Source organism: Mycobacterium scrofulaceum, assembly GCF_002086735.1.
GTDB classification, from domain to species: domain Bacteria; phylum Actinomycetota; class Actinomycetes; order Mycobacteriales; family Mycobacteriaceae; genus Mycobacterium; species Mycobacterium scrofulaceum.
Genome location: NZ_MVIJ01000038.1, coordinates 16,083 through 38,947 on the forward strand (window position 1 = coordinate 16,083; position 22,865 = coordinate 38,947).

23 protein-coding genes and 1 pseudogene are annotated in these 22,865 nt (G+C 67.5%); 12 read left to right on the top strand and 12 right to left on the bottom strand.

Going from position 1 to position 22,865, the window contains the following annotated elements; genetic code table 11:
* Nucleotides 1–117: 117 nt before the first annotated feature.
* A complete protein-coding gene (locus tag BST44_RS21140; RefSeq protein WP_083179052.1) occupies nucleotides 118–807 on the bottom strand; it encodes a sensor domain-containing protein in 690 nt (229 codons plus the stop codon).
* 233 nt (nucleotides 808–1,040) lie between these two features.
* Here BST44_RS21140 and BST44_RS21145 point away from each other — a divergent pair, with 233 nt between their 5' ends.
* The 4 genes from BST44_RS21145 to BST44_RS21160 are packed head-to-tail and all read left to right on the top strand — an operon-like array spanning nucleotide 1,041 to nucleotide 5,511.
* The gene (locus tag BST44_RS21145) at nucleotides 1,041–2,237 is read left to right on the top strand and encodes an acetyl-CoA C-acetyltransferase (protein ID WP_244184892.1); all 1,197 of its coding nucleotides are present in this window, start codon (nucleotides 1,041–1,043) and stop codon (nucleotides 2,235–2,237) included.
* Nucleotides 2,234–3,016: an enoyl-CoA hydratase/isomerase family protein gene (locus BST44_RS21150; RefSeq protein WP_083179053.1), complete on the top strand. Its 783-nt coding sequence runs from the start codon at nucleotides 2,234–2,236 to the stop codon at nucleotides 3,014–3,016. The genes BST44_RS21145 and BST44_RS21150 overlap by 4 nt, the downstream gene beginning before the upstream one ends.
* Complete coding sequence (locus BST44_RS21155) at nucleotides 3,013–4,161, top strand: CaiB/BaiF CoA transferase family protein (protein WP_083179082.1); 1,149 nt, start codon at nucleotides 3,013–3,015, stop codon at nucleotides 4,159–4,161. Before BST44_RS21150 ends, BST44_RS21155 begins: the two co-directional genes overlap by 4 nt.
* Complete coding sequence (locus tag BST44_RS21160) at nucleotides 4,162–5,511, top strand: acyl-CoA dehydrogenase family protein (RefSeq protein ID WP_083179054.1); 1,350 nt, start codon at nucleotides 4,162–4,164, stop codon at nucleotides 5,509–5,511.
* Here the strand turns inward: BST44_RS21160 and BST44_RS21165 are convergent.
* Complete coding sequence (locus tag BST44_RS21165; protein WP_167380238.1) at nucleotides 5,508–6,197, bottom strand: MspA family porin; 690 nt, start codon at nucleotides 6,195–6,197, stop codon at nucleotides 5,508–5,510. The two genes, BST44_RS21160 and BST44_RS21165, sit on opposite strands and share 4 nt — an antisense overlap.
* A gap of 160 nt (nucleotides 6,198–6,357) precedes the next feature.
* Here BST44_RS21165 and BST44_RS21170 point away from each other — a divergent pair, with 160 nt between their 5' ends.
* Nucleotides 6,358–6,615 (top strand): hypothetical protein, encoded by a 258-nt coding sequence (locus BST44_RS21170; RefSeq protein WP_244184889.1) that lies wholly within the window; start codon nucleotides 6,358–6,360, stop codon nucleotides 6,613–6,615.
* On the opposite strand, the gene BST44_RS21175 is transcribed toward BST44_RS21170, so the two are convergent.
* The 4 genes and pseudogenes from BST44_RS21175 to BST44_RS21190 form a co-directional block, all read right to left on the bottom strand.
* Nucleotides 6,616–7,587, bottom strand: coding sequence for a phosphotransferase family protein (locus BST44_RS21175; RefSeq protein WP_083179056.1), 972 nt, complete (start codon nucleotides 7,585–7,587; stop codon nucleotides 6,616–6,618).
* The gene (locus tag BST44_RS21180; protein ID WP_083179057.1) at nucleotides 7,588–8,388 is read right to left on the bottom strand and encodes an SDR family NAD(P)-dependent oxidoreductase; all 801 of its coding nucleotides are present in this window, start codon (nucleotides 8,386–8,388) and stop codon (nucleotides 7,588–7,590) included. It lies immediately after the preceding gene.
* A gap of 48 nt (nucleotides 8,389–8,436) precedes the next feature.
* Nucleotides 8,437–8,874 (bottom strand): DoxX family protein, encoded by a 438-nt coding sequence (locus tag BST44_RS21185; RefSeq protein ID WP_083179058.1) that lies wholly within the window; start codon nucleotides 8,872–8,874, stop codon nucleotides 8,437–8,439.
* A pseudogene (locus BST44_RS21190) lies at nucleotides 8,871–9,044 on the bottom strand (alpha/beta hydrolase); the annotation flags it as partial. The pseudogene BST44_RS21190 and the gene BST44_RS21185, both read right to left, overlap by 4 nt.
* Before the next feature lie 181 nt (nucleotides 9,045–9,225).
* On the opposite strand from BST44_RS21190, the gene BST44_RS21195 reads away from it, so the two are divergent.
* Complete coding sequence (locus BST44_RS21195) at nucleotides 9,226–9,549, top strand: DMT family transporter (protein WP_083179059.1); 324 nt, start codon at nucleotides 9,226–9,228, stop codon at nucleotides 9,547–9,549.
* 246 nt (nucleotides 9,550–9,795) lie between these two features.
* The gene (locus BST44_RS21200) at nucleotides 9,796–12,231 is read left to right on the top strand and encodes a glycogen/starch/alpha-glucan phosphorylase (RefSeq protein ID WP_083179060.1); all 2,436 of its coding nucleotides are present in this window, start codon (nucleotides 9,796–9,798) and stop codon (nucleotides 12,229–12,231) included.
* Here the strand turns inward: BST44_RS21200 and BST44_RS21205 are convergent.
* The gene (locus BST44_RS21205) at nucleotides 12,228–13,034 is read right to left on the bottom strand and encodes an SDR family oxidoreductase (RefSeq protein WP_208619859.1); all 807 of its coding nucleotides are present in this window, start codon (nucleotides 13,032–13,034) and stop codon (nucleotides 12,228–12,230) included. The two genes, BST44_RS21200 and BST44_RS21205, sit on opposite strands and share 4 nt — an antisense overlap.
* A gap of 94 nt (nucleotides 13,035–13,128) precedes the next feature.
* Here BST44_RS21205 and BST44_RS21210 point away from each other — a divergent pair, with 94 nt between their 5' ends.
* From BST44_RS21210 to BST44_RS21225, 4 genes are all read left to right on the top strand, one after another.
* Nucleotides 13,129–14,550, top strand: a complete 1,422-nt coding sequence (locus tag BST44_RS21210) for a hypothetical protein (RefSeq protein WP_083179062.1) — start codon at nucleotides 13,129–13,131, stop codon at nucleotides 14,548–14,550.
* Between the two features lie 101 nt (nucleotides 14,551–14,651).
* Nucleotides 14,652–15,086 (top strand): hypothetical protein, encoded by a 435-nt coding sequence (locus BST44_RS21215; RefSeq protein WP_083179063.1) that lies wholly within the window; start codon nucleotides 14,652–14,654, stop codon nucleotides 15,084–15,086.
* Between the two features lie 217 nt (nucleotides 15,087–15,303).
* Nucleotides 15,304–15,702: an MmpS family transport accessory protein gene (locus BST44_RS21220; protein WP_007171174.1), complete on the top strand. Its 399-nt coding sequence runs from the start codon at nucleotides 15,304–15,306 to the stop codon at nucleotides 15,700–15,702.
* Nucleotides 15,699–18,527 carry an MMPL/RND family transporter gene (locus BST44_RS21225; RefSeq protein ID WP_083179064.1) on the top strand — a complete coding sequence of 943 codons (2,829 nt, stop codon included), beginning with the start codon at nucleotides 15,699–15,701 and terminating at the stop codon, nucleotides 18,525–18,527. Before BST44_RS21220 ends, BST44_RS21225 begins: the two co-directional genes overlap by 4 nt.
* 4 nt (nucleotides 18,528–18,531) lie before the next feature.
* Here the strand turns inward: BST44_RS21225 and BST44_RS21230 are convergent, their stop codons facing one another.
* The 4 genes from BST44_RS21230 to BST44_RS21245 form a co-directional block, all read right to left on the bottom strand.
* The gene (locus tag BST44_RS21230; RefSeq protein ID WP_083179065.1) at nucleotides 18,532–19,272 is read right to left on the bottom strand and encodes an SDR family NAD(P)-dependent oxidoreductase; all 741 of its coding nucleotides are present in this window, start codon (nucleotides 19,270–19,272) and stop codon (nucleotides 18,532–18,534) included.
* A 14-nt stretch (nucleotides 19,273–19,286) separates the two neighbouring features.
* The gene (locus BST44_RS21235; protein WP_083179066.1) at nucleotides 19,287–19,532 is read right to left on the bottom strand and encodes a hypothetical protein; all 246 of its coding nucleotides are present in this window, start codon (nucleotides 19,530–19,532) and stop codon (nucleotides 19,287–19,289) included.
* An 80-nt stretch (nucleotides 19,533–19,612) separates the two neighbouring features.
* A complete protein-coding gene (locus BST44_RS21240) occupies nucleotides 19,613–19,807 on the bottom strand; it encodes a long chain fatty acid-CoA synthetase Faa4p (protein ID WP_083179084.1) in 195 nt (64 codons plus the stop codon).
* A gap of 209 nt (nucleotides 19,808–20,016) precedes the next feature.
* Entirely contained in the window at nucleotides 20,017–20,526 is a 510-nt protein-coding gene (locus tag BST44_RS21245) for a MarR family winged helix-turn-helix transcriptional regulator (protein WP_083179067.1), read from the bottom strand.
* 135 nt (nucleotides 20,527–20,661) lie between these two features.
* Here BST44_RS21245 and BST44_RS21250 point away from each other — a divergent pair, with 135 nt between their 5' ends.
* On the top strand, nucleotides 20,662–21,603 hold the full coding sequence (locus BST44_RS21250; RefSeq protein ID WP_083179068.1) for an NADP-dependent oxidoreductase: 942 nt from the start codon (nucleotides 20,662–20,664) through the stop codon (nucleotides 21,601–21,603).
* Nucleotides 21,604–21,652: 49 nt separating this feature from the next.
* Here the strand turns inward: BST44_RS21250 and BST44_RS21255 are convergent, their stop codons facing one another.
* Nucleotides 21,653–22,861: an NAD(P)/FAD-dependent oxidoreductase gene (locus BST44_RS21255; protein WP_083179069.1), complete on the bottom strand. Its 1,209-nt coding sequence runs from the start codon at nucleotides 22,859–22,861 to the stop codon at nucleotides 21,653–21,655.
* Between the last annotated feature and the right edge of the window lie 4 nt (nucleotides 22,862–22,865).

Here is a 22,865-nt window from a genome sequence, read left to right on the forward strand (position 1 = left end):
GCGCATTATGCACGGTCTTCGCGGCAACGCGGCGCCCGCCCGCCCAAAACCGGCTTGTTCCGGCCACTTTCGGCTCCGAGTCCGGACGTGCTGTAAAACGGAAGACTCGGGGGCCCGCTACGGGATCTTCTTTGCGATCCGCCTGGCGATCTGAGCACCGCGAGCGCCGACGTGGTCGGCGCAGGCGCTGACATCGACGACGACGTTATTGGCCGTTGTCAGCGCTCGTTGGCACGCCCAGGCCTCGGCGCCTTCCTCTTGGATCCGGGTTATCGACAGGACGCCGTCGTCGACGGTGGCCTTGCTCAGTGCCCAGTAATGGGCGTTCGGGTCGCCCGGGTCGTGGAGATCGACTCGCCGGTTGTCGCAATTGGCCCAGGCGGTCACCTGGCCGGCATAGAAGTCGTGCGCGGCGGTTGCCCCGGGGAACGCCACCACCGCCTGGTAGGCGATGTGGTCCGCACGATCGGGGTGGTCCTTGAGTTCCTGCACGCGCACAGCTGTCCAGCCGCTGCCGTCGTAGGAGTATTCCTGCGCTTCGGCCCACACCAGGCAGCCATCGTCGAGGGGACGGTTGGTGTACATCGAGTCGGCCGAGGAGACGACCTCCATGTGAGCGCCCATGATGACGCCGATATCGCCGTTGTCGAGCAGCAAGCCGGACAGCGCACCGGGCGCCAGCGGTTGCGGGGCGTGACCGATCGTCGGAGCCGCAACCACCCTTCCGCCGGTGGTGACGGTGCATCCCGCCGTCAGCGCGCAAAGCGTCAGGAGCGCCAGCGCTTGCCGCTTGCCCGCAGTCCTCATCCGCCTCAACACCCCCCGACGCCGCATCGTCATCAAACCTTATGCGGATGACTGTGGGGCGCCGCGTTCGCCGATGGTGCGGGCGCGCCGCCGCGGACGGGTGTGAGAACCGCTCCGTCGATTCGGAAGAATATGGTTCTCCACAGCCGAGAGACGAATTACGATACCGGTGATCCGTGAGACCCCGCCCCCGACGATGGGAGTCCGTCATCGACGCCTGGATCCTCGATGCGGTGCGCACGCCCCGCGGCCGGGGCCGCCCCGACGGCGGGCTGCACGCCGTTCATCCGCAGGCCCTGTTCGCCCGTTGCCTCACCGCGCTCCGTGAGCGGATCGGCTTCGAGCCCGCCGACGTCGACGACGTGATCGCCGGCAACGGAATCCTGGGCGGCGACCACGGCGACGACATCGCGCGCCTGTCGGTTCTGCTCGCCGGCTGGCCCGAAACGGTGCCGGGGATGACGCTGAACCGGTTCTGCGGGTCTGGCCAACAAGCCGTCACCGTCGCCGCGTCGTCGATCGCCGCCGGCAGCGACGATCTGGTGATCGCGGGCGGAGTCGAATCGATGTCCCGCTGGGACGTCACCGTGGGCGCCCCGACGATCGACGGCCGAAACCCCGATTTCCGGGCTCGGTACCCCACGGTCCCCCAGGGCATTTCGGCCGACCTCATCGCGACGCTGGAGGGCTTCACCCGCGAGACCGTCGACGAGTACGCCGCGCGGAGCCAGAGCCGCGCCGCCGCGGCGGTCGACGAGGGAAGGTTCGTGCGTTCGCTGGTCGACGTCCCGACCCCCGCCGGACCGTTCGGCCGCGACGAGCATCCGCGCCCGGGCACCACCACCGAGACGTTGGGGGGCCTCAAGCCCGCCTTCGCCGCGATGGGCGAAACACGCCCCGCCGGTGAGCGATTCACGTTCGACGAGATCTGCCTGCGGCGCTACCCCGGCATCGACCGGATCGATCACGTGCACCATGCGGGCAATTCGTCGGGGGTGGTCGACGGCGCGGCCGCCGTGCTGGTCGCCTCCTCCAACTGGATGCGCGCCGAGGGCGTCACCCCGCGCGCGCAGGTCCGCGCCACCGCGGCGGTCGGCAGCGAACCGATCATCATGCTGACCGCGCCCGGACCGGCGGCCCAACTCTGCCTGGAACGCGCGGGCATGACGGTGGCGGACATCGACCTGTGGGAGATCAACGAGGCCTTCGCCGCGGTCCCGCTCAAGGCGATGCGCGACCTCGGCATCGACCCCGAGGCGGTCAACGTCAACGGCGGCGCCATCGCCCTCGGCCACCCCATCGGCGCCACCGGTGCGATGCTCATCGGCACCCTCCTGGACGAGCTCGAGCGCCGTGATCTGACAACGGGATTGGTGACCATGTGCACCGGCGGCGGCATGGGTACGGCGACCGTCATCGAGCGGGTTTGACCGTGCCCGACACACTGGAAATCGAGCGGCCGGGCGACGGGCTCGCCGTGCTGCGCCTGAACCGCCCGAAGCAACTCAACGCCATCAATGAAGCGATGCAAACCGAATTGCGCCGTGCCCTGGCCGATCTGGCCACCGACCGCTCGGTGCGCGCCCTCGTGCTGACCGGCGCCGGGCGCGGCTTCTGCGCCGGGATCGACGTGCGCGACTTCGGCCCTTCGATGCTGGACGCCGGCGCGCCCGCGCTGGACCGGATGCGATTCCAGGAGCGGATGGCCGCCCTGGCCGAAGCCGTCCGCGCACTGCCCCAGCCCGTCGTCGCCGCGGTCAACGGCCCGTGTGTCGGGGCCGGGCTCGCGCTGTGCCTGGCGGCCGACATCCGAATCTGTTCGCAGACTGCCTCCTTCGCCAATGCCGCCATCCTGCTCGGCCTCTCCGGAGCCGAGATGGGCATGAGCTACCACCTGCCGCGCATCGTCGGCGCCGGCGTGGCCGCCGACTGGATGCTGACCGGCCGCACGGTTTCTCCCGGCGAAGCCGATCGGCGCGGCCTGGTCAGCGAGGTGGTCGAGCCGGACCGGTTGGCGGACCGGGCCGTCGAGTTGGCGACGCTGATCGCGAGCCATTCCCCGCTGGGCGCGCAACTGACCAAGCGCGCACTGCAGGTCAACACCGACGCCGCGAGTCTGTCGGCGGCGCTGGAGCTGGAGAACCGCAACCAGGTGCTCTCGCACGCCACGGACGAGGCGGCCGAGCGCCGCAGGAAGTGGTCGTCGTGACGGGCCCGCTGCGCGGGGTGCGGATCGTGATGATGGGCGGCCTGGGGCCCGGCCCGTTCTGCGGGATGTTGTTGGGCGACTTGGGCGCCGACGTCATCCGTGTCGACGGTCTCGCCGCTGTCGACGGCCCCCCGCCCATCGATTACGCGGTGCGTCGCAGCCAGCGGTCGCTGGCCGCCGACGTGAAGGATCCCCGCGGCAGGGACCTGGTCCTGCGCCTGGCGGCCGGGGCGGACGCCTTCGTCGACGTGTACCGGCCCGGGGTGGCCGAGCGCCTGGGCATCGGGCCGGACGAACTCCTCGAGCGCAATCCCCGCCTGGTGTATGCCCGCATGACCGGGTACGGCCAGGACGGTCCCCTGGCCGGCCACGCCGGTCACGACATCAACTACATCGCCCTGACCGGTGCCCTGCATGGCATCGGCACCGCGCAGTCCCCGGTGCCGCCGCTGAATCTGGTCGGTGACTACGGCGGCGGCGGGATGTTGTTGGCCGTCGGCCTGCTCAGCGCCATCCTCGAGGCCCGGGCCTCGGGTGCCGGTCAGGTGCTCGACGTCGCCATGGTCGACGGCGTCGCCACCTTGTTGGCGCCGTATTTCGGGATGGTGCCGGCCGGCACCTGGCGCGACCGGCGCCACGACAATCTGCTCGACGGCGCGGCCCACTTCTACGGCGTGTACGCCACGGCCGACGGCGGCCATTTCGCCGTCGGCGCGATGGAGCCGAAGTTCTACGCGGAGCTGTGCGAGCGGCTGGGTGTCGAAGTGCCGCACGACGATGACGCGCCGGGGACCTGGGCCGCGCACCGCGCCGAACTAGCCGCCCGCTTCGCGGAGAAATCGCGTGACGAGTGGGAACGGATCCTCGATTCCCCGGGATGCTGTGCGACGCCGGTCCTTTCGCTGACCGAGGCGCCGGGGCACCCGCACCTGGCCGCGCGGGAAACGTTCGTCGAGGTCGACGGCATTCCCCAACCGGCCCCGGCGCCCCGGTTCTCCCGGACCCGGCCGCGGACCCCCACCTCGCCGTCGCTGCCGGGCGATCACACCCGCACGGTGCTGCGCGAACTGGGGATGGACGCACGAAGCGTCACCGAGCTCGTCCAAGCGGGCGTGGTGGCCCAGAGCAACCGGGAGGGACGCTAGATGTCGTGGGACTTCTCCACCGACCCCGAGTGGGCGCAGCAGCTCGAGTGGGTCGAGGATTTCGTGCGCGAGGAATGCGAGCCGATCGACTTGATCGTCAAGGAATCGCACGACCTGAACGACCCCGTGCGCCAGGCGCTCATCCCGCCGTTGCAGGAGATCGTCAAGGACCGCGGCCTGTGGGCCACCCACCTCGGTCCGCATCTGGGCGGCCCGGGCTACGGTCAGGTGAAACTGGCGCTGCTCAACGAGATCCTGGGCCGCTCGGAGTGCGCGCCGATCGTCTTCGGCTCCCAGGCGCCCGACTCGGGCAACAGCGAAATCCTCGCGCACTACGGCACGCCGGAGCTCAAGGCCCGCTACCTCGAGCCGCTGCTCGACAACCGGATCGTCTCCTGCTTTTCGATGACCGAGCCGCAGGGCGGTGCCGACCCGAAGGTGTTCCGCACCACCGCGGTGCCCGACGGCGACCACTGGATCATCAACGGCGAGAAGTGGTTCTCCTCGTTCGCCTCGATGGCGTCGTTCATCATCGTGATGGCGATGACCGACCCGGACGCGCCGCCCTATCAGCGTTATTCGATGTTCGTCGTGCCCGGCGACACTCCCGGCATCAACGTGCTGCGCGACGTCGGCCTGGGCTACCAGCCGCTCGGCGGGGGGCGCGAGGGTTACGTCCGCTACGAGAACGTCCGCGTGCCGGCCGATCACATGCTGGGCCCGCGGGGCGGGGCCTTCGTGGTCGCACAGACCCGCCTGGGTGGCGGCCGGATCCACCACGCGATGCGCACCGTAGGGCTGGTCCGCCGGATCTTCGACATGCTCTGCGAGCGGGCGGTGTCGCGGTACACCCAGGGCGAGGTGCTGTCGAATAAGCAACTCGTCCAGGAGATGATCGCCGACTCGTGGATGGAGATCGAGGCGTTCCGGCTGCTGACGCTGCAAACCGCTTGGAAGATCGACCAATTCAACGATTACCGGGCGGTGCGGGCGGACATCTCGGCGGTCAAGGCGATGATGCAGAAGGTGCTGCACGACGTGTCGTCGCGGGCGCTGCAACTGCACGGATCACTGGGCACCACGCACGAGATGCCGTTCGTGCAGTACCTGGTGGAGTCGTTCGTGCTGGGGCTGGCCGACGGCCCGACCGAGGTGCACAAGGTCACGCTGGCCCGCTTGCTGTTGAAGGACCGCGAGCCGGCGCCCGATCTCTTCCCGTCCGAACACCTGCTGCGTTTGCGCGCCGCGGCGGAGGCGAAGTTCGCCGACAGGCTGGCCGGGATCCCGCGGGGCGTGGCGATCGCCGGTGCGGCGGAGCCGGGCGAAGCGGGTCGCCACCATCGGCCTTAGACGGATTTGGTGACACCGACGTAGGACAGCACCACGTCGGACAGGTCGGTCATTCTCGTCAGCACCGCGTACGAGCGGATGAACGACTGGCCCACGCACCCGTCGATCTTGATGTGGAAGTTGCTGATCATGACCCAGGGGTTGGCACCCTTGAATTGCTTCTTGATCACCGGCACCGTGATGACGAGGCCGGGCTTCATCCCGACGCTCATCGCGCCGTTGACGGGCGCGGAAATGTACGGCAGCAGGGGCGGCAGCGTGCCGGTGGTGTCGAAGGTCGGGCTGACGCCCGGGATGAGGCCGGCGCCGCCCTCCATGATCACACCATTGGACGTACTCATGTCGATCCCGCAGCCGATCTGGTAGCCGACTTCCAGGACGCCGTGGGGCTCCTCCGATCCTTTCAGCGAGCCGACGAAGATCCCGCTGGCCACGTATTCGCGGGACGCCATCGAGGTGGTCAACGGGGCCACGGGAACCTGCGCCTCGTCCTTGGCGCCCAGCCCCAGCGTCCAGCCGTCCGGGGTGTTGAGGATGACGGGTGGATTCGAGGGCACCGCTCCGTCGGGCGGCGGCACCGCGGCCGCCCCGGCGGGTTCGACCTCGGGATCCGCGGCCGTCGCCGGCGCGGTGATCACGGACATGACGAGGCAGACGGCGACCACCAGGGCGCGACGAACGACCATGGCTATCGGCCTCACGCACGACAACGTACGCACCCGCCGTTTCGGGTCGCGAAATTTGCTGGGCGACCGATCAAAGTCGTTGTCCGTTTGTAACTCTTATGCGATGTAGACAGCGAAGGTAGAATTGGCAGTTCGGGCAGCCGACGGAAAGGCCGCGATGATGATCAGCAGGTTCGCAGGTCTGCTTGTGGCGGGCGCGGTGGTCGCCGCGGCTTTGACGGGCGGCGCCGGGTTTACGGCCGGAAGGGCGCTCGCATCTCCGGATCCTGCACAGCAGCCCGACATCTCGGACGCGATCGACGAATGGGAGATTCAGTACCCCACCATGCTGACGAACCCCCTCGACGAGAGTGGCCCGGCGGGTGACTGGGGCGGCGTCGGAATGTGGTGCCAGAATCTCCGCGCCAACTGCAGCTGATCAGCCGCGCCGTTGATCCAGCAGTGATCGAGCCCGGTCCAGCAACCCCGGAAGCGTTGCCACCATGGCCTCCCATTCCGCCCGCGGTGCACGCCTGCGCCGGTTGTGCTTGACGATCAGCGACCACGTCGCCGCCGACTTGAAGCACGCCAGCGCGCGGAACCAGCCCAGGTCGGTGGCCTGACGGCCGAGCTGCCCTTGGTAGATCTCGGCCAGCTCCGCCACCGGCGGCGCCATGCCCGTCGCGCCCGACACGCGCCGGTAGGTGTCCGGGTCGCAATTGATCAGGAACCAGCCCGCGTCGATGCGCGGATCCCCCACCGACCAGATCTCCCAATCGATCACGGCGTTGACGCGCGATCCGGCGGCCAGCAGGTTGCCCAGCCGGAAATCACCGTGCACCACGCTCGGCGCCATTGCCGTTGGCGCGCAACCCAACAGCGCGTCACGCACTCGCGTCCAACCGGGCACCAGCGCCGCGTCGACCGTCTCCAGCGTCTGAGACCATCGCCGGACCTCGGCGACCGCGTCGACAATCGGTTCATCACCCAGGCCGATCTCGGCCGGGGACAGCCTGTGCAGCGCGGCCATGGCCCGGCACGCGTTGCGGTAGCGTTCGGCGAGCTCGGGAGCAGCGGCGCAACCGTCGAAAAGCGGTTCCACACAGTCGCCTTCGGCGCGTGACATCACGAACAGGGCCGGCCTCGCCGGTGGGTCCCCTTGGTCCTCCCACAACACCTCCGGCACGGGAACCTCGGTTGCCGCAAGAGCTTTGATGACGCGTGCCTGGCGCAGCACGTCGCGATGACCGACCGGCTCGACACCCGGCGGGGCGACCTTGATCACCACCGGCCGGCCACCGAGGGCGCCTTCGAACGTGAGGCTGGAGGCGCCCCCGGACAGGGGGGCGATGCCGGTGACCCCGGCGACCTCCAGCCGGCGCCTCATCTCCTGCGAGTCGAGCTCGGTCATTCAGCCGACGGGGTCGGTCCAGCCGACCTCGGCGAGGAAGTCTTGGGTGTGCGCGATGCGCCCGGTCAGGATCTTCGGATCGCCGGTGCACAGCCGAAAGGCGGTCTCGGTGATCAGTTCGATGTCCTCGGTGTCGGTCTTGGCCAGGTCGAGCGTGCCGGCTCCCGGCGTGGCCACCGGATTGCTGGGTGCGGCGGCGTTGACGGCGATCCCGTCGTCGTACAACTCGGCCGCAAGGCTTTTCGTCAGCCGGTTGAGTGCGGCCTTGACCGTCCCGTAGATGCCGAAGCCCGCGGTGCGGTCGAATTCCGAGAACGGGGGGCCCGGCGGCAGATCGCCGCCGACCGAGGTGAGGTTCAGGATCCAGCCCCGCCCACGCTCGCGCATCGCCGGGATCGCCAGCTGGCTCAATTGCAGCGGGCCGAGAACATGCATCTCCAGCATCAGGCGGACCCGCCGTTCCGGAAACCCGTCGAGGGGCCGCAGGAAGGTGACCGCGGCGTTGTTGACCAGGATTTCCGGTGCGCCGACGGCGTCGACCACGTCGGCGAAAAGCCTTTCCCTTTCTCCGGATTGGGACAGATCGGCCGGGATCGCCACGGCCTTGCCGCCGGCCGCGATGATCTCGTCCCGCGTCTGGCTCAGCGAGCCTTGGTATTTGGGATCCGGCTCCATCGTGCGGGCGGTCAGCGCGACGGTGGCGCCGCGCGCGGCCAGTCGGGCGGCGATCGCCTTACCCAGCCCACGGCTGCTTCCGGTGACCAGGGCCACCATCCCGTCACACCTCGGGTCAGCGCCCATCCTGGACCTCCTACGGAAATAGCTTCTCCGTATCAGAGAATGCCATTATCACCGGTGCGGGGGAAGGGCCCTCCCCCGCAGCGCGTCGATCGAGCAGCTCCCGCCGCCGGTGAAGACCAGCAGGAGGAACGCGAAACAGAACAGGATCGCCAACGCGCCGCCGTTGCCCGCGGGCGGATCGGCGACCGGCCAGAGCGCCTGGGGTTGATGGATCCAGAAATAGGCGACCGCCATCTGCCCCGAGGCCACGAAGGCGACGGGGCGCGTGAACAGCCCGGAGGCGATGAGCAGGCCCGCGACGACTTCGATCAACCCGGCGTACCAGCCGGGCCACGACCCGAACTCGACGCGGACGGGCGAGGCAACGGGAAAGTCGAACAGACTCCTCGAGCCGTATGCGGCGAACAGCAAACCGTAGACGCAACGAAACACGCTCAGCACGGCCGGGGTGTGGCGTCCCAATCGCAGGTCCAAATCTTTTGTCACGCTGCACAGGTTACGGACGCGGTCCAGTCCAGCAGGCGTCGCCAAAGCCGATACCGAGTCGACGCCATGTTGTGGCAGTGCCCGCTGTCGGCCAGGACGAGGGTGGTGATGTCCGGGCAGCTGCGATAACAGGCCGGCCTCGGCGCGGGATCCGGTGACACGTCGACAACGCGTCCCCGCGCCTGCGTGCCGGTGCGCGCGGGATAGTAAGTCCCCGCCAGGGACGCTTGCTCGCCGACCACGTCGCCCACGTCGAACGTCAATGGGCACGCCGCAAAGCTCATACGGCGCGATCCTTCCGCAGCGTGTCCTGTACACAGTTACCTGTACTTCCGGCCGCAAGGAGGCGTCGTGACCTATCTGCTTCTCTTCTGCGCAATCTTCGTGGAGGTGATCGCGACCAGCCTGCTCAAGAGCACGGAAGGCTTCACCCGGCTGTGGCCGACCGTCATCTGCCTGACCGGTTATGCGATCTCCTTCGCGCTGCTGGCGCTGTCGATCTCACGGGGCATGCAGACCGACGTGGCCTACGCCTTGTGGTCGGCGATCGGCACAGCCCTCATCGTGCTGATCGCCGTGCTGTTCCTGGGCTCGACCATAACCGTCGCCAAGGTGGTGGGGATCGCGTTGATCATCGCCGGCGTGGTCACGCTGAACCTGTCCGGTGCGCACTGACCGCCATCAGCGCCGTTTCGTCGCCGGCCCGTGAGCCGGTGTTTACGTAACGGCCTTCAACTGCGCGCCTGATGTGCAAACATCGCTGCCAGACTGACGCTCTGTCGCCCGCGGGCGGCTCGGTTGAATTGCGGCAACCTCTAGGGAGCAGGACTCACCATGACCGATGTCGATCGCACGCCTCCGGACGGTCTCTCTCCCTCCAGCCCCGCCAGGGCCGATCTGGTTGAGCACTCCCGCACCGGGATGGGCGCGGCCGCGCTGCAGCGGGCGATCAACGACCACCTGCGCTACTCGATCGGCCGCCCGGCCGCCGCGCGGAGGCCCGAGCACTACTATCGTGCGCTCGCACTGGCCGTGCGCGACCGCATGCAGGACCGCCGCGTCGTGTCCACGCAGACCTCACTCGATCTGGGCCGCAAGGTGACCTGCTACCTGTCGGCCGAATTCCTGATGGGCCCGCAACTGGGCAACAACCTGCTGAACCTCGGCATGGAACGGGCGGCCCGCGAAGCGCTGGCGGCGATGGGCCAGAATTTGGACACGGTGCTGGCGTGCGAGGAGGAGCCGGGACTGGGCAACGGCGGCCTCGGCCGGCTGGCCGCGTGTTACCTGGACTCGCTGGCTACCCTGGAGCGGCCGGCGATCGGTTACGGAATCCGCTACGAGTTCGGCATTTTCGACCAGGAGATCCACGACGGCTGGCAGGTCGAGCAGACCGACAACTGGCTGGACCACGGGAACCCTTGGGAGATCGCCAAACCCGACGTCAACTATTTGGTCAAATGGGGCGGCTATGCCGCGCACCACACCGACGACGACGGCCATGACCGCGTGCGGTGGGTGCCGGGCCGGGTGCTGAAGGGCGTCGCCTATGACACGCCGATCCAGGGTTACGGCGTCAACACCTGCAACGTGCTGACGTTGTGGAGCGCCCGCGCCGTCAAGTCGTTCGCCCTGGATGCCTTCAACACCGGTGACTATTACGGGGCGGTCGAGGACGAGGTGATGTCGGAGACGGTCACCAAGGTGCTCTACCCGAACGACGAGCCGGAGGCGGGCAAGCAGCTGCGCCTGCTGCAGCAGTACTTCTTCGTGTCGTGCTCCCTGCAGCACGTCCTGCACATCATGGACGACCTCGCCGACGTTTCGGTCAAGGAACTGCCCCAGCGTTTCGCCCTGCAGCTCAACGACACCCATCCATCGATCGGCGTGGCCGAGCTCATGCGGTTGCTGGTCGACGAACGGCGGCTGGACTGGGACGAGGCGTGGGAGATCACCGTCGCGACGTTCGGCTACACCAACCACACGCTGCTGCCCGAGGCGCTGGAGACCTGGCCGCTGGAGCTCTTCGCCGAGTCGCTACCGCGCCACCTCGAGATCATCTACGAAATCAACCGGCGCTTCCTCGACGAGGTGCGCGCCCGGTTCCCCGGTGACGACGAGCGGGTCAGCAGGATGTCGCTCATCGGCGAAAACGGCGGCAAGAGCATCCGGATGGCGCACCTGGCCACCGTCGGCAGCCACGCCATCAACGGCGTCGCCGCGCTGCACTCGGAGCTGCTGAAAAGCAGTGTGCTCAAGGACTTTTACGAGATGTGGCCGGAGCGGTTCAGCAACAAGACCAACGGGGTGACGCCGCGCCGCTTCTTGGCACTGGCCAACCCGGGGCTGCGGGAACTGTTGGACCGCACCGTCGGCGACGGCTGGCTGACCGATTTGGGCCGCCTGCGGGGACTCGAGCCGTTCGTCGAGGACGCCGCCTTCCGCCGGGAATGGCGCGACATCAAACGCAACAACAAGGCGCGCCTGGCCAAGTACATCCGCTCGGTGGCCGGCGTCGAGCTGAACCCCGACTGGATGTTCGACGTCCAGGTCAAGCGCATCCACGAGTACAAGCGTCAGCACCTCAACGTCCTGCACGTCGTGACCCTGTACCACCGGATCAAGCAGACCCCCGGGCTGTCGATTCCCCAGCGCGCCTTCATCTTCGGCGGCAAGGCCGCGCCCGGGTACTTCATGGCAAAACGAATCATCAAGCTGATCAACGCGGTCGGGGAAACCGTCAACGCCGACCCGGACGTCAACCGGTTCCTGAAGGTGGCGTTCGTGCCCAACTTCAACGTGCAGAACGCCCACATGATCTACCCGGCCGCCGACCTGTCCGAGCAGATCTCCACCGCGGGCAAGGAAGCGTCGGGCACCGGGAACATGAAGTTCATGATCAACGGCGCCCTGACCGTCGGCACCCTCGACGGCGCGAATGTGGAGATGCGCGACGAGGTGGGCCCGGAGAACTTTTTCCTGTTCGGACTGACCGAGCAGGAGGTCGAAACCGTCAAGGCGGGGGGATACCGTCCGGCCGAGTACATCGATCGAAACGACGAGCTGCGCGCGGTCCTGGAACTCATTGCCGACGGCACGTTCTCCCGCGGCGACACCGAGGTGTTCCGGCCGCTGGTGGACAACCTGCGCCATGACGACCCCTTCCTGGTGTGCGCCGACTACGCGTCCTACGTGAACTGCCAGGAGCAGGTGAGTGCCGCCTGGCAGGACACGGAGTCGTGGACGAAGATGTCGATTCTCAATACGGCTCGCAGCGGCAAATTCTCGTCGGATCGGGCCATCACCGAGTACTGCGACGACATCTGGAACGTGTGGCCGCTGACCGTCAAGATCTAGCGGTAGCCCGGCAGGTCCGGCACTCCGCTGGCGGTCAGCCATCCGCCGCCGTCGACGACGAGCGTCGCCCCGGTGACGTACGACGCCGCGTCGCCGGCGAGGAAGAGCACCGCCTCGGCGACCTCGGTCGTCGAGCCCGGCCGCCGCAAGGGATTCTGCGTCGTGCGGTGCGCGTCGTCGCCGGCGATCCTCTTCACCCCCTCGGTCCCTGACATCGCCCCGGGCGCAACGACATTGACCCGGACGCCGTCGGGACCCCACTCGATGGCGCAGGCACGGGTGAACGCGTCGATGCCGGCCTTGGCCGACACGACGTGGGACTGCAACGCCATCCCGCGGTACTGGGTCGCCGCGCTGATGTTCACCACCGATCCGCCGTGATCGCGCAGCCAAAGCTCGTAGGCCGCCTTCGACACGTTGAACGTCCCCAGCAGGTCGATGTCGACCACCGCCTTGAATCCACCCGCGCTCAGGCCGCTGATCGGCACGGGAAAGTTCCCGGCGGCGTTGTTGACGACAACGTCGAGCCGGCCGAACGCGCGTATCACCTCCCCGACGACGGACGTCACGTCCTGATGTTGACGGACGTCGCAGACACCGTAAATGGCTTCTATCCCCGCGTCTTTCAACACCGCAACGGCCGCCTGCAGGTTGGCCTCCTTGCGGCTGCAGACGGCGATCCGGGCGCCGTGGCTGCCGAGCACCCGGGCGGTTTCCAGGCCCAGGCCGGTGGCGCCGCCGGTGACCAACGCCACCTTGCCTGCCAGCAGATCGGGCCGAAACGGGCTGCGCCGGGCGCTCACGCCGTTCAGGTTACGACGGGCGGCCGTCGGACGACAGTGGACGTTTTCACGGTCCGCAGCAAGGATCAGCATTGCGACCCCTGGCAGGAGGAAAGTGACCCGACGATTCCGTGGGCTTGTGCTGGCCCCGTTGACCGTGGCTCTGGCGATGTTGCTCGCGCCGGCCGCTTCGGCCGACACCTACACCGATCAACTGGTGGGCAAATTCAACGCCCAGACGCACGTGGTGGCCGATCCGGGGGCGAGGCCGCCGTTGCCGGACCCGGACAGGCTGAACGACCAGATCCTGGCCAGCCGCTGGACGTGGAGTTCCGCGCCGCCGATCTGGGTGGCGGCGGTGGCCCCCGGCCAGACCGGGGTGACCACCCCGGACGCCATCCACAACGTCATCCTCGGGCGCGACCCCGCATTCAGCGGGATCATTCTGGTGATCGACGCCAGGGGTTATCACGTGCGCGCCTATAACGTGCCCAAGGCGATCGCGGACAGCGTCGACCCGTTGATGAGCCAGTCGGCCAGGGCCCACCGCAACGACCCGCAGGGCGCGACGAGTGAATTCGTCAGCAAATTGGCCAGGGTGGACGTATCCACCGCGGGGCCGGCGGCCACCACCTCACCTGCCGTGCACCAGAACCCCGACCGCTGGGCATGGCTGTGGAGCCTGCTGGTCTTCCTCGCGGTCGCGTTGAGCGTGGTCGCCTTGCTCTGGTTCGGTGTCAGCCGAAACCGTAAGCGCCGCAAGGACGCCGAGGCGCGCGAGCAGATCAAGCAGGAGCTGATCGCCGCGACGTCGGACGTCGGCGACCTCGACAACGCGGTGCTGACCAACAGCGAAACGGACGTCAGCGCCGAGTCGACGAAGGCCAACGCCGGCCTGTACGACGCCCGGAAGGCCTACGAGACCGGTGACTACGGCGCGGCGCGCGCGCACCTGCGGGTGGTGGAGTCGACGGTGGCCAGAGCCAACCAGAAGCTGTACCCGGGGCGCGCGGCGGGCAACGTCACAGCCGACGGCGCGGTGCCGGAGGACGAGCGCAGGCAGGCTTCGGTGCGGACGAAGAACCCCGACACCGGTGAGTACGTGACGATCAACAACACCAACTACAGCACCACCCCGCAGCCCGGCTATCCGCACTACTACGGGGGCGGCTACTACAACGGGATGTTCTTCTCTCCGGGCTACTACCCGTACGCCTTCTGGGGTCCGGGTTGGGGCTGGGCGCTCACGGACGTGCTGCTGATGGATGCGCTGCTGGACGACCATTGGGGCGGCGGCGGGTACGAGCGAGGGTTCGAGGCCGGCCGCGACTCGGCGTATGCGGATACCGGCTATGACGGTGGCCAGAGCGCCGGCTACGACAGCCCGCAGGGCGACGTCGGGTTCGGCGGCGGCTACGACTCAGGCGGCGGTGACGTCGACTTCGGCGGCGGCTGGGACTCCGGTGGAGCGGACTTCGGCGGAGGCTCGGACTTCGGCGGAGGCTCGGATTCGGGCGGCGGCGACTTCGGGTTCTGATCTCCGAGAAGTAAGGTTGCCTAAATGAGCACCGGCCGGATCAGGCCCATCGTCCGCGAGGTGGTCCACGACCGGAATCGGTGACCCGAAGGAGTGCGACAGTGACTGAGGGTGTGTTCGGCCTGCTGACCGTGATCAGCCTGGGACTTGCATTGGCGCTCGCCGCCGTTGCCGCCGTATACGTCAGACGGATGGAGAGGCGGACAACGAGCCCGCTCAGCGAGGAAATCGGCAGCGCCAAAACGGTCGTCCGCAAACTGCGCAAACGCGAGCCGATGTCTCCGGACGAGCTGGATTACGCACGGCAGATCGTCGCCGACCGTGGCTCCTTCATGGCGCTTTGCATCCCGGGCGCCCTGTTCATGCTGGGCTGCTTCTACGTCTTCGGCAGTCTTTATCACCTGCACGGAGCCACGCCCTCCGAGCGCACATTTCTCGGGTTGATCCCGATGTTCACCTCCTCGAATCTCGCTCTCCGGCTGCGTAGTAGTGCGCGGCTCAAGAGGCGTCTGCGCAGCGCGCCCGTCGCGTCATGAAAGGTCCGCGACCGCGGTTGGGCCCACCCGGATCGCGCCGGTGGACCGGTTGCAGTAATCTTTTTACCGGCATATGTCAACCTGCTTGATATATGCCGGGGGCTTGGCCGTCCCGATGTGGGCGGAGGCGAAGCGAGAAGGTAACTAGGACCGGGGCGCGAAAGGTGATCGAGTGAGCCGTCGTTCATTCGCCAGGACTGCCTTGCAGCGAGGCTGGATGCCGTTGGTCACCGTGGTCGCCGTCGGCGTGGGCCTGCTGTGCATGTACAAGGTGCACCAGTTCTCCGAACCGGAGCCGGTCATCACCGTCAACGGTCCACAGGCACCCGAGCAGTTCAATCTCAAACGGATCACCTACGAGGTGTTCGGCGACGCCGGCAACGGGGGCAAGCTCGTCTACATCGACATCGACGGTCACCCGCATCAGGTCGAGATCACCTCCCTGCCGTGGTCCCACACGGAGACCACCACGCTCTCGGTCGCGTCCGGAAGCATCTCGGTTCATGTGCGTAGCGGTCAGGTGAGTTGCCGGATGCTGGTGGACGGCGTCGTCCGCGACGAGCAATCGGACGACCATCCGGACGCCGACGTCGAGTGCAGGGTGAAATCGGCATGACCGAGCATCGCCTCGACGAGCCCCGGGTCAAACGCCCGTTCATCCCCCGGATGGTGCGGGCCTTCGCGATCCCGATCATCTTCTTCTGGGGACTGCTCGCGGTCACCACGAATACCTTTATGCCCCAAGTGGAACGGGTCGCAGAAGAGCTCGCGGGACCGATGGTCCCGCACTACGCGCCCTCGCAGCGGGCGCTGCTGCACATCGGCGAGAAGTTCCACGAATCCAACTCGACCAACCTGACGATGGTGGTTTTCGAGGCGAACCGGCCGCTGGGCGACCAGGATCACCGGTACTACGACGATCTGATGCGCCGCCTGCAGCACGACACCCGGCACGTGCAATACGTGATGGACCTGTGGGGCAAGCCATTCACCGCGGCGGGAGCCCAGAGCGTGGATGGCAAGTGCACCTACGTGCTGTTGCGCCTCGCCGGCGACATCGGGCAGATCCAGGCCAACGAATCCGTGGCGGCCGTCCGCGACATCGTCAAGAATGACACACCACCGCCCGGCCTCAAGGTCTACGTCAGCGGCGCGGCCCCGCTGGCCTCGGACACGCTGGCCATCGCGAACGCGAGCCTGAACAACGTCACGATCGTCACGATCTGCCTCATCGTCGTGATGCTGCTGCTGGTCTACCGCGCCCCCTCCACCCTCTTGGTGCCTTTGCTCGGCGTGCTCATCGAGATGCTCGTGGCGAAAGGGGTCATCTCGACGCTCGGGCACTACGGATACATCGAACTCTCGTCGTTCGCCGTGAACATCGTCATCGCGCTGACCCTGGGCGCGGGAACGGATTACGGCATCTTCCTGATGGGCCGCTATCACGAGGCCCGCCAGGCCGGCGAAAGCCGGGAGGACAGTTTCTACATCGCCTACAAGGGCGTCGCGCCCATCATCATCGGCTCCGGGCTGACGATCGCCGGCGCGTGTTACTGCTTGACGTTCGCGCGCCTGAACTACTTCCACACCATGGGGCCGGCCGTGGCGATCACCATGCTGTTCACCATCGCCGCGGCGATGACGCTGGGCCCCGCGGCGCTGACCGTCGGCAGTCTGTTCGGGATGTTCGACCCGAGGACCAACGCCAAGGGCTACCTGTATCGGCGCATCGGGGCGAGCGTGGTGCGGTGGCCGGTGCCGATCCTGGTGGCCAGTTCGGCCGTCGTCATGCTCGGGGCGATCTTCGTTCCCACCTACCGGCAGAACTACGACGACAGGCAGTACCAGCCGGCCAGTGCGCCCGCGAACCTGGGGTTCCAGGCGGCCGACCGGCACTTCCCCAAGAGCAAGCTCTTCTCCGAGATGCTCATGGTCGAAACCGATCACGACATGCGCAACTCGGCCGACTTCATCTCGCTGGACCGGGTCGCCAAAGCGCTGATTCGCCTGCACGGTGTGGCGATGGTGCAAGGGATGACAAGACCCCTGGGCCGGGCGCTCGAGCACGCCAGCATTCCCTACTTGTTCACCACGCAGGGCAGCGGCAACGGACAGCAACTCCCGTTCAGCCGGGAGCAGAACTCCAACACCGATGCGCAGGCCGACATCCAGGCGCACTCGGTCGAGGTGTTGCGCAAAGAGATCGGCTTTTTCCAGAAGGTGTCCGACGAGCTGCACCAGACCGTGCTCACCGTCGAAGACCTGCAAAGGGTCAGCGACGACATCAGGGACGAGGTCTCCAACGTCGACGATTTCTTCCGGCCGATCAAGAGCTACTTCTATTGGGAGAGGCACTGTTTCGACATCCCAATTTGCTGGACGTTTCGTTCGCTGTTCGAGACGATCGATCAAATCGACAAGCTGGCCGACGACATCGCGGACGCGAAGGTCTCACTCGAAGAGGTGGACAAGGCATTCCCGCAGATCATCGCCCAGCTGAAGGCCACCGCCGACGACACCGAAGCGTTGCAGAAGAAGTTGGTCAACAGCTACGGGTCCGCCGATCTGCAGACCATCCAGACCGAGCAGACCTTCGATGATCTGATCAACGTGGGCAACGACTTCGACAAATCCCGCAGCGATGACTACTTCTACATCCCGCACGAGGGTTTCGACAACGACGACGTCAAGACGGGCATGAAACTGATGATGTCACCGGACGGCAAGGCCGCCCGGTTCATCGTCACCCACGAGGGCGACGCGATGGGCCCCGAAGGCGTCGAACACGTCGAGCAGTTCCCCGACGCCATCAAGACGATCCTCAAAGAGACCTCGCTTGCCGGCGCGCGGATCTACATCGGCGGATCGGGGTCCAACGACAAGGACATCAAAGAATACGCGATGTCCGATCTCATGATCGCGGCGATCGCCGCCTTCGTGCTGATCTTCCTGATCATGATGTTCATCACGCGAAGCCTGGTGGCCGCCTTGGTGATTCCCGGAACGGTGGCCTTCTCCTACGCCGGCGCGTTCGGCCTGTCCATCCTCGTCTGGCAACACCTGATCGGCCTGCATCTGCACTGGCTCGTCCTGCCGCTGACGTTCATCATCCTGGTGGCCGTCGGGTCGGACTACAACCTGCTGCTGATCAACAGGGTAAAAGAAGAGTTGCACGGCGGAATCCACACCGGTCTGATCCGCGCGCTCGGCAGCACGGGCGGCGTCGTGACGTCGGCCGGTTTGGTCTTCGCCTTCACCATGCTGGCGATGCTCACCAGCGACCTGCGCACCATCGGCCAGGTGGGTTCCACGGTGTGCATCGGCCTGCTGCTCGACACGCTGATCGTCCGTTCGTTCGTCGTGCCGTGCATCCTGCGCATCCTGGGGCCGTGGTTCTGGTGGCCGACCCTGGTGCGCGCCCGCCCGCTGCGGCAGGCATGACGAGCTAGCCGGCGCCCTTGCCGTTGTCGACGCGGTAGACGGCCCCGTGCACGGCGGCGGCGGCATCGCTGGCCAGGAAGGCGATCACGTTGGCGACGTCAAGGGGCTGCATCATGCCGCGCGGCGAGGCCGTCCGCATGATCAGGTCGTAGTTGGGGTCCTCCGGTGCGCTGAAGTGTTCGATCTGCGGTGTGAGCATGCCGCCCGGGCAGACGGCGTTGACGCGCAACCGATCCGCGGTGTACTCCACCGCCAGGGCGCGGGTGAGCCCGATCAGCCCGTGCTTGGCGGCGCAGTAGCCGGCCGAATACGCCTGGCCCTCGACCCCGGCGATGGAGGCGACGTTGACGATGTTGCCGCCCCGCTCCAGCAGCCGGGGCAGCGCGGCCCGACAGAGATAGAACGGCCCGTTGAGGTTGACCGCGAGATCGTGCGCCCAATCCTCGTCGGTCATCGACTCCGTCCGACGCATCTGGTGCCGGCCGGCAACGTTGACCAGGATGTCGAGTCCGCCCAATTCGCGCACACACCGCTCGACCGCGTCGCGACACGCCTGCGCGGAAGCGACGTCCACCGATGCGTACGAACCCTTTTGCACATCGGCGAACACCTCGCCCAGGCGTGCGGTGTCGCGACCGATCCCGAAGACCGTTGCGCCCTGGCGGGAAAAGAGCCGGGCCGTCTCAGCGCCGAGACCTGACGACGCTCCGGTCACGAACGCGACCTTGCCCTGCAGTGCTGACATGCCGGTCCTCGTGGTCAGTAGGGGCGAATCCGCGCCACGCTACCGCGCAGCAGGCCCAGCGGTGCGACAAACCTCGGCGCCCACAGCGTCATCGCACGGCGCGCGGTGAACAACACGAGCAGACTGATCGCGAGCCGCCCGAGGGCGACACGGCTCGTTCGTCGCTTCCAGCTTTGTGGCGTCGATCCCGCTCGCCGGCCGAAGTAGTACCCGACGCCCATTGCCATCGCGAGGGCCGCGACGGCCGCCAGCATCGTCATGGTGTTGAGCGTTTCGTGTCATCGTCGCGCCGAGGTCACGCGCGGGACACACCTTGGCCACTTACGCGGGGCAAGGCGCGTTATACGTTCTCGCTCACGACATAGACGGCGACATACCCGATCGGGATGCCGGTCCAGGTGGCGATGCATTCGCGTGCCATCAGCTCCACCGCGTTCCGGCGGCCGGCGCGGGTGACCCTGCCGATCTCCGGGATCTTGATCAGCCAGCCGTCGGCGTCGCGAGTGACCTCGATATCGAAGCACTGACCGACAATCGGGCACTTCACGCCGGGAGCGACCCGCGAGGCGCGGGCGCTGCGCAGCGATTGTCGGCGCAGCAGGGTGGGCTGGATGGGCATGGCTGCTTTCGGAGAGTCGCAATCAGAACCGCGGGCAAGAGTAATGCGCGTTCAGGCGAAAACCTAATCGGCGGGTACATCGACGCATGCCCGCTGCCCAGTCTCCACCAAGTCGTTGCCGGGGCTTAATGTTTGGGCTCGACTGCGATAGAGCGGTCACGCTTGCGGGGGGCCGCCGAGCGGGCCGGCCCGGCGCGCATGTGGTCGCGCGCCCGACTCATGATGTCGCCGAGCGCGCGCACGTCCTCGGCCGAGAGTGCGTCGAACAGTTGGTCGCCCACCACACGGATGTGGCCGGGCAAGACCTTGGCGAGACGCGCGTGGCCGGCTTCCGTGATGCGAACGACCGTGGCGCGCTGGTCGGCGTCGCTGGCCTCGCGGGCGATGAGGCCCGCCCCCTCCAGCAGACCTGCCTGATGCGTCAGGCCACTGCGGCTGTACACCACGCCGTCGGCCAGCTCGGTCATGGTCAATTCGCGCTGGGCATCGGCGAGTTTGGCCAGGATCTCGAACTGCACGTAGCTGAGATCGCCCTCGGTCCGTAGCTGCCGTTGCACGGCGTACTGCAGCAGGCTGACCGCCTCCATCAGGGCGAAGTAGGCGCGCATCTGCTGCGGCTGGAGGGTTTCGGCCATGCCCCGATCATAAGCTTCGACATCGAAGCAATGTGGCGGTTGTCACTCCGCGCAGCGGAATCACTTCGAATTCGAAGCAAGTTGTACCGACCGCAACTGCTTCGATCTCGAAGCACTTACCGAACGGAGAAGATCATGAAGGCTGTGCAATACCACCGTTACGGCGGCAGCGACGTGCTGCAGTACGAAGAGGTCCGCCGGCCGGCGCCCGGCCCGGGCCAGGTCTTGGTGAAGGTGGCCGGAACCTCGTTCAACCCGGTCGATGCGGGCATCCGTGGCGGCTACCTGTCCGAGGTGTACGCGATCTCCTTCCCGCACACGCCGGGAATCGACGTCGCGGGAACGATCGCCGAAGTCGGCCCTGAGACGAGCGGCTGGAAAGTCGGCGACGCCGTGGTCGGGTTGCTTCCGCTGGACGCTCCCGGCGCCGCCGCCGAGTACGCGCTCGCGCCGGCCGCAGCGCTCACCGCCGCGCCGAGGGCGGTGCCGCTGGCCGACGCCGCCGCGCTGCCGACCGTCGGTTTGACGGCCTGGCAGGCCCTGTTCGAGGTTGCCGAACTGGCTGCGGGACAGTCCATTTTGATCAACGGCGCCGGCGGAGCGGTCGGCGGCTACGCGGTTCAGCTGGCCAAGCAGGCCGGAGCCGTCGTCACCGCGACCGCCTCGGCCCGAAGCGAGACCCGGCTGCGCCGCCATGGCGCCGACCGGATCATCGACTACATCGACTACGCGGCCACCCCGCTCGCCGTGGCCGGACAGCCGTTCGACGTGGTGTTCAACCTGGTCAGCACCGTGCCGGAGCAGACCGCGGCCCTGGTCGGCCTCGTCGCCGACGGTGGGTTCTACGTCGGCACGATGACGTCGGGCGAGGAGGACCCGGCACGGCGGGTGCGCGCGCAGCGCGTGTTCGTCCGCAGCGACGCCGGCGAATTGGCCGGACTCGTCAGCCGCGTCGATGCCGGACGGCTGGTGATCGACGTCGCCGATCGCCGCCCGCTGACCGACGTGGCCGCCGTGCACGACGACTCGGACGCCAATCGGCTGCCGGGGAAGACGATTCTCGTTCCTGGACAGTGACTTTCGCCGTCCACCACTTGTCCCGCCGGCCACCCGCCGGCGGGACTTCCTAATCCGGTCGGCCCGGCGGAAACTCGGCGCGCTTCTCTATGGCCTCGCGATAGGCATGCACCCGACCGGGCATCGTCCCGAGCACCGCGATCGTGCGACCGCCGCGCCCGTAGGCGGCGACGAACTCCCCTGAGTTCTGGTCGCCCTCGACGACCTCAACGGCGTCGTAATCGGTCGGCACGCCCAGCATCTGCAGCTTGACGTCGTAGTGGTCGGACCAGAAGTACGGCACTTCGTCGAAAACTTCGGCGCGCTCGGGCTCGGCCAGCAGGGTGCGCGCCGCGGCCGCGCCCTGACGGCCCGCGTCGTCCCAGTGCTCGGTACGCAGGTGCCGTTCGTACAGCGGGTGCCACCAGCGCGCGACGTCACCGGCCGCGACGACAATGCCATCGCCGTCGTTGCCCTCGGCGACACCTTTCGCATCGCAGACCACTCCGTCATCCAAGCGCAGTCCCGAGCCTTCCAACCAGCCGGTGGCGGGTGTGACGCCCAGGCCGACGATGACCACATCGGCCGGCACCTGGGAACCGTCGGTGAGTCGGACGGCCTCCACGTGCCCGTTGCCGACGAATCCGTCGACGCCCACGCCGACGCGCAGGTCCACACCGTGCTCTCGATGCAATTTCGCCCAGCACGGCGCGAGCTCCGCGCCCAATGCTTGAACCAGCGGCCCGGATGCCTTCTCGACGAGCACCACATCCAACCCCAGCAATCGGCAGGTCGCGGCGACCTCACTACCGATGAATCCGCCTCCGACCACCACGACACGGGGACGCGAGCCGAGTCGTTCCCGAATCTTCAGACAGTCCTCGACCGTCCGCAGCAGGAACACGCCTTCGGGAGCTCGGCCGGGCCACTGGCGTGGCTCGGCGCCACTGGCGATGACGACGCCGTCGAAGTCCAGGGACAGGGTCTGACCCTCGTCGCGGACCCGGACGGTGCGCGCGGATAGGTCGAGCCCGACCGCCGTGGCACCTCGAAGTACCCGCGCATCCATGTCGAACTGCGGCGCCATGTCGATGCCGGCTCGGTGCACCTGCCCGCTGAGCAACTTCTTCGACAGCGGCGGTCGATGGTAGGGGGCGTGCCGTTCGGCGCCGACAATCGTCAGGGCACCGTCAAAGCCGTCCCGTCGTAGCGTCTCCGCCGCACCCATCCCGGCCACGCCGGCACCGACGACGACGACCTGGTTCAGTTGCCCGGGCATCGCG

Bases quoted from the DNA above. Each gene is read 5' to 3' on its own strand.
- BST44_RS21140 (WP_083179052.1), bottom strand. From the start codon at position 807: ATGAGGACTGCGGGCAAGCGGCAAGCGCTGGCGCTCCTGACGCTTTGC.
- BST44_RS21160 (WP_083179054.1), top strand. From the start codon at position 4,162: ATGTCGTGGGACTTCTCCACCGACCCCGAGTGGGCGCAGCAGCTCGAG.
- BST44_RS21165 (WP_167380238.1), bottom strand. From the start codon at position 6,197: ATGGTCGTTCGTCGCGCCCTGGTGGTCGCCGTCTGCCTCGTCATGTCC.
- BST44_RS21170 (WP_244184889.1), top strand. From the start codon at position 6,358: ATGATCAGCAGGTTCGCAGGTCTGCTTGTGGCGGGCGCGGTGGTCGCC.
- BST44_RS21175 (WP_083179056.1), bottom strand. From the start codon at position 7,587: ATGACCGAGCTCGACTCGCAGGAGATGAGGCGCCGGCTGGAGGTCGCC.
- BST44_RS21180 (WP_083179057.1), bottom strand. From the start codon at position 8,388: ATGGGCGCTGACCCGAGGTGTGACGGGATGGTGGCCCTGGTCACCGGA.
- BST44_RS21200 (WP_083179060.1), top strand. From the start codon at position 9,796: ATGGGCGCGGCCGCGCTGCAGCGGGCGATCAACGACCACCTGCGCTAC.
- BST44_RS21220 (WP_007171174.1), top strand. From the start codon at position 15,304: ATGCCGTTGGTCACCGTGGTCGCCGTCGGCGTGGGCCTGCTGTGCATG.
- BST44_RS21225 (WP_083179064.1), top strand. From the start codon at position 15,699: ATGACCGAGCATCGCCTCGACGAGCCCCGGGTCAAACGCCCGTTCATC.
- BST44_RS21230 (WP_083179065.1), bottom strand. From the start codon at position 19,272: ATGTCAGCACTGCAGGGCAAGGTCGCGTTCGTGACCGGAGCGTCGTCA.
- BST44_RS21235 (WP_083179066.1), bottom strand. From the start codon at position 19,532: ATGACGATGCTGGCGGCCGTCGCGGCCCTCGCGATGGCAATGGGCGTC.
- BST44_RS21245 (WP_083179067.1), bottom strand. From the start codon at position 20,526: ATGGCCGAAACCCTCCAGCCGCAGCAGATGCGCGCCTACTTCGCCCTG.
- BST44_RS21250 (WP_083179068.1), top strand. From the start codon at position 20,662: ATGAAGGCTGTGCAATACCACCGTTACGGCGGCAGCGACGTGCTGCAG.
- BST44_RS21255 (WP_083179069.1), bottom strand. From the start codon at position 22,861: ATGCCCGGGCAACTGAACCAGGTCGTCGTCGTCGGTGCCGGCGTGGCC.